This window comes from Tatumella sp. JGM118, assembly GCF_018257515.1.
GTDB lineage: Bacteria > Pseudomonadota > Gammaproteobacteria > Enterobacterales > Enterobacteriaceae > Tatumella > Tatumella terrea.
Window position 1 is genome coordinate 178,459 of record NZ_JAERJR010000005.1, and the last position, 15,873, is coordinate 194,331.

Annotated in this window: 10 protein-coding genes and 1 pseudogene; 1 reads left to right on the forward strand and 10 read right to left on the reverse strand. The window is 54.4% G+C overall.

The window, feature by feature from the left end:
* Positions 1–99 precede the first annotated feature (99 nt).
* The 8 genes from JK223_RS07760 to JK223_RS07795 all read right to left on the reverse strand — a co-directional run bounded on the left by JK223_RS07760 (position 100) and on the right by JK223_RS07795 (position 13,795).
* Positions 100–990, reverse strand: a complete 891-nt coding sequence (locus tag JK223_RS07760) for a TauD/TfdA family dioxygenase (RefSeq protein ID WP_212713614.1) — start codon at positions 988–990, stop codon at positions 100–102.
* A gap of 289 nt (positions 991–1,279) precedes the next feature.
* On the reverse strand, positions 1,280–5,329 hold the full coding sequence (locus JK223_RS07765) for a bifunctional nitrate reductase/sulfite reductase flavoprotein subunit alpha (RefSeq protein ID WP_212713615.1): 4,050 nt from the start codon (positions 5,327–5,329) through the stop codon (positions 1,280–1,282).
* A gap of 29 nt (positions 5,330–5,358) precedes the next feature.
* Complete coding sequence (cobA, locus tag JK223_RS07770) at positions 5,359–6,195, reverse strand: uroporphyrinogen-III C-methyltransferase (protein ID WP_212713616.1); 837 nt, start codon at positions 6,193–6,195, stop codon at positions 5,359–5,361.
* Positions 6,196–6,219: 24 nt separating this feature from the next.
* Entirely contained in the window at positions 6,220–9,129 is a 2,910-nt protein-coding gene (nirB, locus tag JK223_RS07775; RefSeq protein WP_212713617.1) for a nitrite reductase large subunit NirB, read from the reverse strand.
* Positions 9,130–9,183: 54 nt separating this feature from the next.
* Positions 9,184–9,978: an ABC transporter ATP-binding protein gene (locus tag JK223_RS07780; RefSeq protein WP_212713618.1), complete on the reverse strand. Its 795-nt coding sequence runs from the start codon at positions 9,976–9,978 to the stop codon at positions 9,184–9,186.
* A 10-nt stretch (positions 9,979–9,988) separates the two neighbouring features.
* Positions 9,989–10,867: a nitrate ABC transporter permease gene (ntrB, locus tag JK223_RS07785; RefSeq protein WP_212713619.1), complete on the reverse strand. Its 879-nt coding sequence runs from the start codon at positions 10,865–10,867 to the stop codon at positions 9,989–9,991.
* 11 nt (positions 10,868–10,878) lie between these two features.
* On the reverse strand, positions 10,879–12,138 hold the full coding sequence (locus JK223_RS07790; protein WP_212713620.1) for a CmpA/NrtA family ABC transporter substrate-binding protein: 1,260 nt from the start codon (positions 12,136–12,138) through the stop codon (positions 10,879–10,881).
* 355 nt (positions 12,139–12,493) lie between these two features.
* Positions 12,494–13,795, reverse strand: a complete 1,302-nt coding sequence (locus JK223_RS07795; protein WP_212713621.1) for a nitrate regulatory protein — start codon at positions 13,793–13,795, stop codon at positions 12,494–12,496.
* A gap of 90 nt (positions 13,796–13,885) precedes the next feature.
* Here JK223_RS07795 and JK223_RS07800 point away from each other — a divergent pair.
* Positions 13,886–14,209, forward strand: a pseudogene (locus JK223_RS07800) (DDE-type integrase/transposase/recombinase); the annotation flags it as partial.
* A 103-nt stretch (positions 14,210–14,312) separates the two neighbouring features.
* On the opposite strand, the gene JK223_RS07805 reads toward JK223_RS07800, so the two are convergent.
* Positions 14,313–14,837, reverse strand: a complete 525-nt coding sequence (locus tag JK223_RS07805) for a fimbrial protein (protein ID WP_212713622.1) — start codon at positions 14,835–14,837, stop codon at positions 14,313–14,315.
* 8 nt (positions 14,838–14,845) lie between these two features.
* Complete coding sequence (locus JK223_RS07810) at positions 14,846–15,556, reverse strand: fimbrial protein (protein WP_212713623.1); 711 nt, start codon at positions 15,554–15,556, stop codon at positions 14,846–14,848.
* Between the last annotated feature and the right edge of the window lie 317 nt (positions 15,557–15,873).

Sequence of the window (15,873 nt, forward strand, 5' to 3'; positions counted from 1 at the left end):
GATATTCAGCCGCTAAAATATCAGGGGTCCGTTGCCTGCAGGAGCTGCCGCGAGAACGCGGTTAGCGGCCCTTCTCTCGCGGCAGCTCCGGTGTCCGGCTCAGAAAGGAATATCTCCCTGAATCGTCGTACGATACAGTTGCCGCGGGCAGTCCGCCGGACAGCCGGTCGCCAGATGGATCAGCGAACGATTATCCCAGAACAGCAGGTCATTCGGTTGCCAGCGGTGAGTGTAGATATTTTCTTCACGTATGCTGTGTTGATACAAAGCCTGCAGAATATCCCGGCTCTCATCCGCAGGTATTCCCTCAATATGTGTCGTGAATCCCTCGCTGACAAATAATGCCTTCCTGCCGGTTTCCGGATGCGTTCTGATGATCGGGTGGCTGACCGATTTTACTTCGCTGAGTTGTTTTTCCGTCAGCGCCGGACGCCATCCGGCACCGAATTTAGGCTGACTGTAGGTGGCTGTATAGGAATGTACAGCGCGTCGCCCTTCCACGGCCTGACGCAGCGCATCAGGCAAGGTTTCCCATGCACGATGCATATTGGCAAATTTTGTATCGCCGCCGATAGCCGGTAAAATTCTGGCGTACAGCATGGAACCCAGGCTGGGCGTTTCTTTGTAAGAGAGATCAGAGTGCCAGTACTTACCCGCATCCCCGAGGCCCACCGGTTCACCCTCTCTGAGGATATTGGAAACGATCAGAATTTCAGGATGACCGGCAAGCAAAAACTGTTTGAGGACATGGATCTGCAATGGCCCGAAACGCCGGCTAAAGTCGATGTGCTGCTGAGGTGTCAGGGTCTGCTGACGGAATACCAGCACATGATACTGAAGATGTGCCTGATGAATACGATAAAAGTCGGCCGTACTCAAAGGCTGGCTTAAATCCAGCCCCGTAATCTCGGCCCCGGCCCCGGGTAACGGGCGAATATCAAACGCCTGCCGCCGGACCGTGTGCGGCGCTATTCCGCTAAGTTCAGCCATAAACCGATCTCCCTGCGTCGGTGTGTAACCAAGGGGTAGGCCGGAGACGACGATGCCTTTCCTGAGCCCTCCGCGTGCGGGCGTTAACGGCCTGCGGCTGAGCCATGGAAGCGCGAATATGAAGTCCCGGCAATGTATATTGACCGGTTCATCCTGGGGCTTGCGGGGCGAAAGATGAAATTATTTATTCGCAAAAGATAAGCTGAAAAAGAGATATTATTTCCGCAGGAAAAGTCGTTCCTGCTCCGGTGAGCCGCCGGGCAGAGACGGGCCGCCGGCAGTCTGTGGCTCAGTAAATATCACGCAGATAACGCTTTTCCCGGGTCATTTTTGCCAGCCACTCTGTTGCCTCCGCGGCACTCATCTTTCCATGCGTGGCGATAATCTGCAGCAAGGCCTGATGGACATCTTTCGCCATTCGGCTGGCATCCCCGCAGACACAGATGCTGGCCCCCGCCTGTAACCAGTCCCAGAATTCCTCACCCCGTTCCAGTATTCGTTGTTGTACATAGATCTTTTCCGGTTGATCCCGCGAAAATGCCGTATCCAGCCGGTGAAGAATGCCCGCACGCTGAAATGCTTCCAGCTCCTGACGATAATAGAAGTCACTTTCTTCATGCTGCTCACCAAAAAACAGCCAGTTTTTACCCTCCGCCCCCAGTGCCTGCCGGTGTTGTAAGAAAGCACGGAAAGGGGCGATCCCGGTGCCCGGCCCGATCATGATCAAAGGCAAACGGTTATCCGTCGGCGGACGGAACCAGGCCGATTTCTGAATAAAGACCGGGACTTCACCGCCAGCCGGTATGTCCGCCAGAAATGCCGAGCAGACCCCGTTATTTAGGGGGTCCGGCGTAGCACGGACCACCGATACCGTCAGGTGTACCTCTCCCGGGCAATAGTCCGGAGAGGACGAGATGGAGTACAGACGCGGACGTAACGGACTGAGTCGCGCGACAAATTGTTCGGGTGGTATCCTGGCCGGAAACGCACGCAGCAGATCGATAACGCGGTGCTGTTTCTGCCAGTCACTGAATCCGGCAGACAGGAGTTGCTGTAATGAGTCCGGGAACCGATCAGCCAGCGTATGTTCACCGGCAGCCTGCGCCAGTTCACGACTGACGACCGATAAGTCTGTGTGGCATGTCAGCGCCGTCTTAAGCGTGACACGGCCCCCGCGCTCCGTATTCACCGGAGTGTCAGGTGCGGCCTGCAGCGCCAGCATCACGGCATCGACCAGTGGCTCGCTGTTTTGTGGCCATACGCCCAGAGCATCTCCGGCCTGATAGCTGAATTCTGCGTCATCGACAGAAAAAATCAGCTGCCGGGTCTCCTTGCCGGACCCCTCACCGCTCAGTAAGCGGTTAGCGATCACTCTGGCCGGATAAGGATGATGCCGGTGATATTTCTCCGCGACCGTGTTCACCGGATTTACCGGTACCTCAGCTACCGCGGCCTGCGGCTCTCCGGGCCTGATAAGACGGTCACAGATCCCCGAGAGCCATTGACTGGCCGGTGCCAGATCGGCCCCGTCACACTCAGCATGAGGCAGAAGCCGTGTCGCCCCCAGAGCTGATAATCGCTCATCCAGTAAACGGCCGAACCCGCAGAACTGATCATAACTGCTGTCGCCTAAAGCCAGCACCGAAAAATGCAGAGATTCCAGCCGTGGCGCCGACTCCGAGGCAAGAGCCTGCCAGAAAGCCGAACCATTTTCGGGGGGATCTCCATCCCCGAAGGTACTGGCCACCAGCAACACATGTTCTGCCACGACTAACTGCGACACTTCCGTACCAGCCATACAGCTGGCTTCGGCCGGGATCCCGGCGTCCGTCAGTTGCCGGACGCAACGTGCCGCCAGAGACTCCGCATTGCCGGTCGTCGAACACCACAACACCCTTACTCCGGCACGCTGGCTGGCGGAGGTACAGGGTTGCGGCGGCTCTGCGGTCCGTGAATATAACCCCGCCAGCAGGCCATTTACCCACTGTCGTTTTCCGGGAGCCAGCGGTGAACCGGCGGGCAGATACGGGATACTTCCCCCGGCGTCTGCCGGGGCCAGGTGCAGACCCGCCAGGAACCCCTGCAGATAACGCTGTTCATCGGGGTCCCAGTCAATGGCCGGTGCGCGGGATAAGCCCAGCTCACCGGCAAAAAGTTCTGCGGTGTTGCTGTCATCAACCCTATGGTTCTCTTCTGCCACAGGAACTAACGATACTGCGCATTGTTTCAGTGCCGGCTGTAAGGACAACGGATCGACACTGTCGCTGGTGACGGCATTGATCGCGCAGTGTTCGCCGAAAAGGTCATTCCAGTGAAACGGTGCGAAACAGTGTCCCGGTAAGACCCGGCGACTGATGCTCGCCGGGAGTCGGGCATATCCCCGCCGGGAACGGATTTCTACCGGCTGCTGAGGACGGATCTGCAGGCGTTCCGCATCCTGAGGATGAATTTCGATAAAAGGTGCCGGGTTCAGCTGATTCAGTGCCGGAATACGGCCTGTTTTGGTCATCGTATGCCACTGATGCTGTAACCGGCCGGTATTCAGGATGAACGGAAACTCACTGTCTGCCTGCTCGGGGACCACAAGATCCCGGAAGCAGTGGAACCTGGCTTTACCGGAAGGCGTCGGGAAAAATATTGCGGGGGCGGCAGAAAGATCAGCGACCGCCACGTCACCCCTCAGGTAACGGACAGGATGGCGTGTGACGCTGTCTCCGGCCGGGGACGGCCACTGGACAGGACTGTCACTGAGGCGTGGATAGCTCACCCCCTGCAGGGTGTACCCGGTCACCGGATTGGCAAACTGCTGAAGCTCGCAAAAAACCTCTTCCGCAGACTGATAATCGAAGTCCTGTTGGTATCCCATCTCACAGGCGACCCGGGCGATAATCTGCCAGTCAGGCAGAGACTCTCCGGGAGGAGACACGGCTTTCTGCATCAGCGTCAGATTGCGCTCTGAATTAATCATCACACCTTCTCCCTCCGCCCAGAGCGCCCCCGGTAGCAGAATATCTGCATAGCGATTGGTTTCTGTGTCCAGGAAGGCATCCTGTGTGATCACCAGTTCAGCACGTTCTAACGCCTGAATCACATGCCGGCGATCGGCCATACTGGCGACAGGGTTGGTACAGATGATCCAGCAGGCTTTGATCTCCCCGGCTGCCATTTGCTTAAACATCTCCACCGTGCCCTCGCCGCCCAGAGGACGTAATGTCCCGGGGGCTAACCGCCAGATATTTTCCGTAAAACGGCGATCATTTTCTGTCAGTAAGGAGCGCTGCCCCGGCAATCCCGGCCCCATATAGCCCATTTCCCTGCCCCCCATCGCATTAGGCTGCCCCGTCAGCGAAAAAGGGCCGCATCCCGGACGGCACAATGCGCCGGTCGCCAGATGCAGGTTACAGAGTGCGCTGGTATTCTGCGTTCCCTGCACACTCTGGTTCAGGCCCATCGTCCAGCAACTCATCCAGGCACCGGCTTCAGCTATCCACTGTGCCGCCTGGCGAATAGCGTCTTCAGGCAATCCGGTTACCCCGGCCACCCGGTCCGGCGGAAACGCTGAAAGGTATTCCGGCATGTCGTGCCAGCCTTCTGTATAGCGCTCAATAAAGTCGTTATCGATATGACCATGACGGTGCAGAAGATTAAGTAAGCCGTTTAGCAGCACCAGATCCTGACCTGGCTTGATTTGCAGAAAAAGCGAGGCTTTCTCTGCCGTCGCGGTACGCCGGGTATCGACCACAATCAGCCTGGCACCGGCCTTGACCCGGGCCATCATGCGTAAGAACAGAATCGGATGGCAGTCTGCCATATTTGAACCCATCACCAGGAACAGATCGGCCTGTTCGAAATCGTCATAAGATCCTGGCGGGCCATCGGCCCCCAGTGACTGTTTGTAACCGCTCCCGGCACTGGCCATACATAACCGGGAGTTAGACTCGATATGCCGGGTCGTAATAAATCCTTTCGCCAGTTTATTGGCCAGATACTGGGCTTCCAGCGACATCTGCCCGGAAACATACAGGGATACCGCATCCGGTCCATGGGTATCAATCATCTGCCGTAAACGGCGGCCCGTTTCCCGGAGCGCAAGGTCCAGGGTCGTCTGCACCGGCTCGTGCTGCCGGTGATCACGTATAAAAGCCTGCTGCAGGCGACCGGGTGCGGTGACTGCACCGGCGCAGGTCAGCCCTTTGGTACAGAGTTTCCCCCGGTTCGCCGGATGGGATTTATCGCCGGTGACGTTAATAATCCGGTCATTTTCGACCTGCATCACAATACCGCAGCCCACCCCGCAATAAGGGCAGACGCTTTTAACCTGCTTTACGTCATGACTCATGCGTATCTTCCCCGATTACTGAGCCGCTATCAGGCAGCCGCATCGCTTACCGCATGCTTTCCGGCCGCCACCGTGTTATCCACCCGCAGCGCAGGTTCACGGCAATAATTGACCACGTCACCAATAATCAGTAACCCGGGTGACCGGGGCTGATAACGGGCCAGCAGTTCAGGCAGGGTTGCCAGCGTGGCTATCAGCAAACGTTGTTCCGGCCGTGTCCCATTTTCAATAATGGCCAGTGGCGTTGTTCCCGCCAGCCCTGAGGTGATCAGGCGCTGGCAAAAATGCAGGCTATGACTGAGCCCCATATAAAAAACCAGTGTCTGTCCCGCACGGGTCAGCGCTGCGGTCTCCGCAATATCCCCGGCCGACCGGGTATATCCGGTGATAAAATGCAGCGACTGCGCACAATCACGGTGGGTTAACGGCAGACCTGCGGCGGCGGCACACCCTGTCGCCGCCGTGATCCCGGGAATAATATGGCAGCGGATCCCGGCCTGTTGCAGGAAGACCATTTCCTCGCCGCCACGGCCAAAAATAAACGGGTCGCCGCCTTTCAGCCGTACCACCTTTTGTCCCGCCAACGCCAGATCCGCCAGTAACTGATTGATTTGTGCCTGACTGAGGCGGTGATCGCCCGGGGATTTCCCCGCATCGATACATAACGCCGTCTCAGGCACCAGCGCCATTATTTCTGCAGACACCAGGCGGTCATACACCACCACATCCGCCTGCTGAATGACACGTAACGCTTTCAGCGTCAGCAGCTCTGCATCCCCCGGGCCTGCACCGGTCAGCCAGACCGTGCCTTTTTCCACCGGCTGCCGGCTATCTGCCGCCCTGATAAAATCATTAAGTTTTTTCATCAGAAAATCTCCGCTGTCAGAAGCTCAGGAAACCGGAAGCGCGGTTTGTGGCAGTGATTCGGAGACCGGCCGGCGTTGTACGCTGATCATCCCGTTCTCAACGCGTACCGGCCAGCAGCGGACCCGGACGGTACTGTCATCCGGACTGATACCATCGGTTAACCGCAGTCGTTTTTTGTATAACGGCGAAATCACCAGCGGGATACCGTCATCGTCGCCAAGAATGCCGCGGGCCAGCACATTTGCCCCGCTGCCTGGCTCAAGATTATCCAGTGCATACACTTCCGGTTGTTCTTCCCCCAGACGGAAAACCGCAATCTGCTGGCGGCCCAGACGTGCTGCCCTCCCGGTATCCGGCGGAATATCGTCAAGCCGCCCGACGGTGACCCATTCATCTGCCGGCTCTTCGCTTATCGCTAACCCTGGCTTTTCTGAAGGTGCCGCCGGGCGCATCTGTCCACGCTCCGGCACCATCACCACCGCTTCGTCCGGCTGATCACTGTTAATAAAGGCACGGAACAGTTGCCGTGACCGGGGATCGTCGAGAGTGGTCTGCCACTCGCACTGGTAGGTGTCGACAATCTGCTGCATTTCCTGGTCCAGCGTGTCCGCCAGGCCCAGACTGTCGTCAAGGATGACCTGACGCAGATAGGCCACCCCGCCGTCCAGATTATCCAGCCAGTTGCTGGTCCGCTGCAGGCGATCGGCCGTGCGCAGATAAAACATCAGGGTCCGGTCAATCACGCGGATCAACGTGTCAGTGTCCAGGTCGGAAGCAAAGAGATCGGCATGCCGGGGTTTCATTCCGCCATTGCCGCAGACATAGAGATTCCAGCCTTTATCGGTAGCAATCACTCCGATATCTTTTCCCTGCGCCTCCGCACACTCCCGGGTACACCCGGAAACGGCCATTTTTATTTTGTGGGGCGAACGCAAGCCCTTGTAGCGATTCTCCAGCCGGATGGCGAGCGCGGTGGAATCCTGTACGCCATAACGGCACCAGGTCGATCCGACGCAGGATTTGACGGTACGCAGAGACTTACCGTAGGCATGACCGGTCTCAAATCCGGCTTCCAGCAATTCCTGCCAGATAGCAGGCAGTTGCTCAAGACGCGCACCGAACAGATCAACGCGCTGTCCGCCGGTAATTTTGGTGTACAGGTTATAGCGCCGGGCCACCTGACCGAGGGTGATTAATCCTTCCGGGGTAATTTCACCGGCCGGTATGCGCGGTACGACGGAATAGGTGCCGTCTTTCTGGATATTCCCCAGGAAACGGTCATTGGTATCCTGCAGCGACACATGCTGCGGCTGTAAGACATAGTCATTCCAGCAGGAGGCCAGCAGCGAACCCGCCAGAGGCCGGCAAATCTCACACCCCCGTCCGTGCCCGTATTGCCGGATCAGCGCATCAAAAGTGCGGATATTATTGACCCGGATCAGGTGATAGAGTTCCTGGCGCGACCAGGCAAAGTGGCTACAGATATCCTTCTTAACTTCCACACCCAGGGCTTCCAGTTCATGTTCCATCACCTGCTTCAGTAAAGGAACACAGCCACCACACCCAGTGCCGGCCCGGGTACAGCTTTTCAGCGCGTTCATATCGGTGCATCCGCCACGGACAGCGTCAGAAATATCGCCTTTAGAGACATTGTGGCAGGAACAAATCTGTGCACTTTCCGGCAATAATGCCACGCCGACACCCGCCGGCGCTCCGCCTTCCGATACCGGTAAAATCAGACTTTCCGGATTCGCCGGCAGAGGGATGGCATTCAGCATCCGCTGTAATAAATCGCTATAATCTGAACTGTCGCCGACCAGTACCGCACCCAGCAATGTTTTGCCGTCTTCAGAGACCACAATTTTCTTATAAATCCGCGCCGGACCATCAATCCACTGATAACTCTGGCTCCCCGGCGTCGCTCCATGGGCATCACCGACAGAGGCAACCTCCACACCTAACAGTTTCAGTTTGGTACTCATATCCGCGCCGGTAAAGGCTGTGGCTTTCTCTGCCAGCCGGTCGGCCAGACAACGAGCCATCTGATATCCTGGCGCGACCAGACCAAAAATTTTACCCTGCCAGAGAGCACACTCACCAATGGCCGAAACCGACGGGTCTGAGGTCAGACAGTAATCGTCAATGATGATGCCGCCACGGGGACCTTTTTCCAGTCCCGCACTCGCGGCAAGCTCATCACGCGGACGGATCCCCGCAGAAAACAGCACCAGGTCGGTTTCCAGCTCGGTGCCATCGGTAAAACAGAGTTTATGTTGCAACTGCTCACCGTCGGTAATTTCGACGGTCTGCCGGGCGGTATGTACCCGGACGCCCAGGGCAGCAATTTTCTTCTGCAACATTGAGGCACCGTCATCATCCAACTGTACCGCCATCAGGCGCGGTGAAAACTCAACCACGTGGGTTTCCAGACCGGATTGTAATAACGCATTGGCGGCTTCCAGTCCCAGCAGTCCGCCACCGATCACGACCCCGACCGTCGACCGGCTCGCCTGACGGCTGATGGCATCCAGGTCGCTGAGCGTGCGATAGACCAGACAACCGGGCCGGTCATGACCCGGGATGGGGGGAACAAAGGCATAAGAACCTGTCGCCAGGACCAGTTGATCGTAGTGAAGGCTATTTCCGGCAGCATCCGTCACGGTTTTTTCCTGCAGATCGATAGCCGTTATCTGGTGACCTGTGCGTAATTCAATGCCGGTGCGGGTGAAAAAGCCCTCTTCTGCCAGAGACAATGACCCGGCAGTACGACCGGAAAAATACTCCGACAGGTGGACGCGATCATAGGCCGGGTATTCTTCTTCCCCGAACACAATAATCTGATACTGAGTATGCAATTGACGCTCTGCCAGTTGCTCCAGAAAATAGTGGCTGACCATACCATGCCCGATGACCACTAATACCGGTTGATTCATAACCCTACTCCCACAGCGACAGGCTGTTGCTTGACACGGTTTACTGCCTGGAACTCAGGCAGCCTTAGGTTGTTTTTCATACAGGAATTGCAACACCTGCTGGCGGTATTGCTGATACCGGGGGTCGTTCGCCAGTGACACCCGGGAACGGGGCCGCTCCAGATCAACCGTCATGACTTCCCCGACCGTCGCGGCAGGACCGTTGGTCATCATAAATACCCGATCGGACAGCAGAACGGCTTCATCAACATCGTGCGTAATCAGCACAATGGTGGTACGCAGTTGCCGCTGAATATCCATCACAGCATCCTGCAGATGGGCACGCGTCAGTGCATCCAGTGCACCGAAAGGTTCATCCATCAGTAATACTGAAGGTTTCATCGCCAGGGCCCGGGCAATCCCGACCCGTTGCTTCATCCCCCCTGAGATTTCATCCGGCCGTTTGTCTGCCGCATGATCCATATGAACCAGCCGCAAATTATGGAGGATCCATGCTTTCATTTCGGCTTTACTCATCTGCCCACGAAAGACCTGTTGCACGGCCAACGCAACATTCTCGTAGGCAGTCAGCCAGGGCAGTAATGAATGGTTCTGGAAGACCACAGCCCGTTCCGGGCCAGGCCCTTCTATTTCGCGGTTATGACAGAGCAGCCCTCCCAGCGTGGGAAAGGTCAGGCCGGCAATCAGGTTGAGTAACGTCGATTTACCGCAACCTGAATGACCGATCAGACTGACACACTCGCCGGCGGCGATATCAAAACTCACATTATCCAGTGCCAGAAAATCACCGCTGGCGGTTGAAAACTGCTGGCTGACTTGCTGGACCTGAATGATCGGATTAGCAGGCATATTCTTCTCCTTAACGCTTTTCATAACTGAAACGACGCGCGACCCACATCAGACACTGCTCGAGCAGTAACCCGACCAGCCCGATAATGAAAATGGCGATGATAATGTGTTCCACATTCAGGTTGTTCCATTCGTTCCAGATCCAGAACCCAATCCCCATTCCGCCGGTCAGCATTTCGGCGGCGACAATGACCAGCCAGGCAATGCCGATAGAGAGGCGCATCCCCGTCAGGATGTTCGGTAACACCGCCGGAAATAAAATTTTGCGCATGACCGTCAGTTCAGAAAGCCGCAGGACCCTGGCAACGTTCAGATAGTCATCCGGGATCATCCGGACACCTTCGGCGGTATTCAGGATCATCGGCCAGACCGAACAGATGAAAATGGTCCAGTAAGACGCCGGGTCAGCACGCTGAAAAATCAGTAAACCGATAGGCAGCCAGGCCAGCGGACTGACAGGGCGTAACAGTGAAATGACCGGATTTAACATGTCAGCGATAAAGCGAAAACGGCCGATCAGAAACCCGACCGGGATCCCCACCAGCGCCGCAAGACCAAACCCGATCGCCACGCGTTTTAACGATGCCAGCACATTCCAGCCGATCCCCTGGTCATTCGGTCCGGCGATGTAAAAGGGGTGTGCGAAGACCGGTATCGCGGCCTGCCAGGTCTGCCAGGGAGTCGGAAAATCATGACTGTTCAATGCGACGACTTGCCAGCCACAGAGCAACAATAGAATCCCCAGGGCCCCGGCAAACAGACGCCTGAAGAGGCGGGCGGCCACCGGAAGACGGCCACGGGGGCGCGTCAGCACCGGAGTGATGCTTTCAGAGACGGCGGTCGCTGGCAGCGCAGCAACGCCCGGGGGCACTTCAGCCTGATGTTTCATCGTTGCCTCACTCATTGTTTAACACTAAAGCTATTGAGATAACCGACAGGATCGCTCCCGTCCCAGCGTTTTCCGTCCATCAGTACGCTGCTGCGCATATCACTGGCGGGTAACGGCACATTTCCGGCCGCAGCCGCAGCCTGTTTGTAGATATCGATACGATTGATTTGTCGTGCAACGGCAAGATAATCAGGATCGGTTTTCAGGAGTCCCCAGCGACGGTGTTGCGTCAGGAACCACATGCCGTCGGACAGCCACGGATAGCTGACTTCCCCGTCACGATAGAAACGCATGGCATGTGCATCCTGCCAGCGCTGCCCGAGGCCGTTTTCATACTGACCCAGCATGCGTCCGGTAATGATATTCACATTGGTATTGATCACCGCCCGTCCGGCAATGACCCGGGCCGTTTCGCGCCGGTTATCGTCACTGGCATCTATCCAGCGGGCTGCCTCCAGGATAGCCGCGGTAAGCGCCCGGGCAGTATGAGGATGGGCATTGACCCAATCGGCGCGGGTGCCCAGTATTTTTTCCGGATGATCGGGCCAGATATGCTGAGAGGTGGCAGCAGTAAAACCAATATTTTCACTGATGGCGCGCTGGTTCCAGGGTTCACCGACACAGCAGCCCTGCATATTGCCAATCTTCATATTGACGACCATTTGCGGTGGCGGAACGACCAGACTACGGATTTTCTGTAACGGATGGATCCCGGCACTCGCCAGCCAGTAATAGAGCCACATTGCATGGTTACCGGTGGGAAATGTCTGGGCAAAGGTGTAAGTGCCTGGCGGGCGGGTAGTCATGTGCCGCTGCAGTGCAGTTAGATCAGTAATGCCGGCATCCCGCAACTGATTCGACAGGGTGATCCCCTGACCATTCTGGTTCAGCGTCATCAGGCAAGCCATCGGGGTAGCGGGCCCGGCCAGGCCCATATGCAAACCGTATAACTCACCATACAGAATATGGGCAGCATCCAGCTCACCGGACAGGATTTTGTCCCGGACGGTGGCCCAGCTGGCCTGCTTCTCCGGCACAATCCGGATACCATATTTTTTATCGAACCCTTTTGCCGCAGCCATCACTACAGATGCACAATCGGTCAGGGGGATAAAACCGACCCGAAGCGTAGTTAATTCCGGCGCGTCGGACCCCGCCGCATAGACGCTGTTCATCAGTCCCGGCAACAACAGACTGCCGGTCAGTGCTGCCGCGCCTTGTAAAAGTGCCCGGCGGGAGAATGCTCTGTCTGGTTTTGGCTGCTGGCTCATTCACACCCCTTTCAGTCTCCGGCGATTTCCGGGCAAAAAAAAACGCCCACCCCTGCGTTATAAATACGCAGTGATGGACGCCATTGTCCTGAACCTGAGCTGACAACCGCCGTTGGCCGGAAGCACAGGTTAAATGTTTTTCACTACTTAAGAAGCAATCGCCGTGCCAGTCCTGCAGCTGCTTTACATTTCCGTGAAGTGCATCGTATAAAACCTTTCTGTTATCAGGGAATAACATTCCGTAGCGGCAGATCACCCACGGCTAACAGGCCGTGTCGCAAATGCCCCCATCGGAATGAGCACGGGTGAACTGCACCGGAAGTGCTCAATACACGCACCTTAAGTGTGCAGACTGTCATTCCCCGTGAGAACCGAAGGCACCGGCGACTGATAAAATGGCTGTCGCGATTTCGGCCATTTTTTTATTCTGATCCATCGCCATCTGGCGCAGGGTCTTATACGCTTCATCTTCAGAGAGTTGACGATACTGCATCAATAATTTCTTCGCGCTATCGATGGTTTTACGCTGATGAAGAGTCTCTCGCAGGTCCGAAAGTTCCTGTGCCTGAGCCTCCATACGCCGGGACTGTTGCCGGAGCAAGGACAGCAGCGATTGTCCCAGTTGTGGCTGGATCCCTTCGCTGTTTAACCAGCCGGCACGCTGGGGGGGTAGTTTGCCGGTGGCCGGGTCTCCCATAAAGACAGAAAATCCGCTGTCCCCGTGCGAGACGGCCTCTCTCAGACTCTCAATATCCGCCTGTTGCTCATGGCAGGCTTGTTCGGTCGCCGTGATACGTTCCTGACATAATTGCATCAGGGTTTGCTGTAACCGGTCTTCCTGTCGTTTCATTTCATCAATACGTTGAGTGGCCAACATAAACCAGTGCTGGCTGCTGCCTGGCGTACCTGTGGCCGCCGCCCGGGTGCAGGCGAGACGACGCAGGCGTTCAAACTCGCTGTCGGTGATTATTGCTGACCAGTATTGATTATTTTTCGGGTCGCTGAAGGCGGTGAACGTTTCAAAGCACTGCTCCTGACGTTCAATCAGATCGATCATCGTATCCGCATAATGCCCACCGTTCTCCCCGGGAACCTGTGCACTGAACACCCGCACACCGATAGCCCGCTCCTGACCGGCAAGTTCTTTCCCCTGCATAAAACTGAACAGGGCAATCAGAGCACGGGAAATGACCGGGTCCGCAGACGTATCTGACACGGCAAATACCAGTGATAATAAATGGCGGATAGTGTCATTAAAAATTTCTACCGCATTAACCAAAGGGAGACTTCGCCCGGCGATCTTCCTGCGGACTTCCGGTAATACGCTCAGCGCATAAACCACCCTGGCCGCACAACTCAATAAACGGCTCGCCTGTGATTTTGCCGGCGTTAATGCCCCCGGCTGTTCAAGGTATGCTAATAATCTCCGCTGTGAACTCAGAGAGTCCTGCTCTCGCTGACGTAACTCTTCTGCCGTCTGCTGTCCTTCATTACACAAATAAAGATTAACCGCACCGCGCTCACGCTGCAGATGATGAATTAACACGCTCAGTTTTCCGGTCAGTTCACCGCTTTCCAGTAAATCCCGCAGACCCGCTAACTCACATTGCCGGGATGCCAGCAGAAAACGGATCGTCATGGTCTCTTCAGACACCATGGTTACCCCCGTAGAAACAATATTAATGCAAACGACACGCCAGCTTTTACGCTGACAGCGACACCAGACGCAATAAACCAGAGGTGATTGGTTGATTTTATGCACGATGCTCTGGTCAGTGGCAGACGTTTCCGGACATTCAATGTGGTGGATGATTTTAACCGTGAGGCACTGGACGTAGAGATTAACCTGGATATTCCTGCTCAGCGGGCCATCAGAGTATGGGATCAAATCGTAACTACGCGTGGTTGTCCGCTGAAACTGAGGATGGATAACGGACCGGAATTTATCTCACTGACGCTGCTACAGTGGGCTGAAGATCATGATGTACACCCAGAGTTCATTCAGTCCGGACAACCCACCCGGAATGCTTTTATTGAACGATTTAACCGGACATACAGGGCTGAAATACTGGCAACACTAAAAATTGTCTGGAACTAAAACAGATCTACTTACATCATGAGTCGGGGTTTATTTTAAAAACTCCGACTCATGGTTTCTTTTTTAAGAATTTATATTATTCGTATGTCAAAGTAAACGTTGCATCTGCATTAGCTGTACCCGCCGTAACATTACTACCAGTCCCAATATAATTAGCAAAGAAATTCATAGTGACATTTCCTGAGCTGTCTACTGCATTAGCAGAAGATATCGTATTCAATGGTAATAATTTTTTCGTGCTATCTTTTATTTCTATAGCAACATTGGTCGATGTTGAAGTAGATGATAATGCCAGATAATTACTGTTAGTGCTATCACTAGTACCTGTAAAGGTCGCAGCTACCGTATTACTATTACATCCACTTAACGAAATTGTAAATCCAACAGGTGTTGTATAATCTCCAGAACTAAAGTTCCTTGTACTCCAGGTACCTAAAGGTACTGTCATATCGGAAGATGCAGAGCTGACAGTACAACCCCATGTGATAATATTGGCAGTCCACTCTATATTCACTGTACCAATATCCCCGGACATCGATGGAACTGAATATACACTCAGACAAAGAATAAATGTAGGTAATATTTTATCTTTTAATTTCATATAGTTACCTATTGGAAGTCTACCCTTAGATAACCAGTCGCAGTGGCAGTCCCAGCTGCGGGCTGATTTCCTGTAATACTTACTGGCCATGACATCAAAGTTACATTAGCACTATCATTACTGTCGAGAGTAAAAGGTATGTTGCTGCTAATATTGTTTGGCGTCAATTCTGTACCAGAAGAGTTAGCTAGAATAAATCCGACATCCGGATTACTGGAGATAACAGCATTTCCACTAACACTGTTAGCTTCCAACCTTAGAGTCATCGTTGTCTGTGCTGCTATATTATTACAGGTTATACCTACATTTTTAGTTAACGTGCTTGCACCTGCGGGCTTTTTTCCCGCACCAGCGTTAGAAAATGACTGTGCGCTCAAAGTACCAAAATCAAACTCTACTGTTGTACCTGCATTGATAGTACATGCCTGGGGAACGGTCATTGTTGCATTCAAATCTAATTGAACCATTGGGGTACCAGTCCCTAACCCGGCCCCCCCCTGATTACCATAAAGATATGCAACTGTCTGATTTACAATAAAACTGGCACCAACAAATTTTCTTTTTATTCTAAGTCGTAATTTTACTTTAGAACCTGAAGAAAGAGTTGAACCACAAGTACCGTAAACGCTGCAATAGTTCTGCAGGTCAGTAAACGGGACATTATTATAACCAGCTCCTGATTTTAGGTTCTGAGTGTAGATTTGAGTTGCAACTTGCAAATAATCATTCCCGGGAATATCGTACCAACTGGTCCCATCACTATCAGTACTTGCGAGTGTCAAACCAGGGCCCGGGGTACCAGTATAGTAAGTGGATGCATTACCAATGCACCCTCCGCTTATTGCGTATGTTCCACTGGCACTCTGAGCATTCCAGTCAGTAGTATAGCCTACTGTATTATTCGCAGATGTAAAGGTTGTGTTAAAAGTATAAACTTTAGTACCAACTGTGGTTGTACAGTGCGTTGCGTACGAAGCACATGAAAAAGTAATGACTATTACTGCCAAAAAACATCTCAAACAAAAACGCATATATC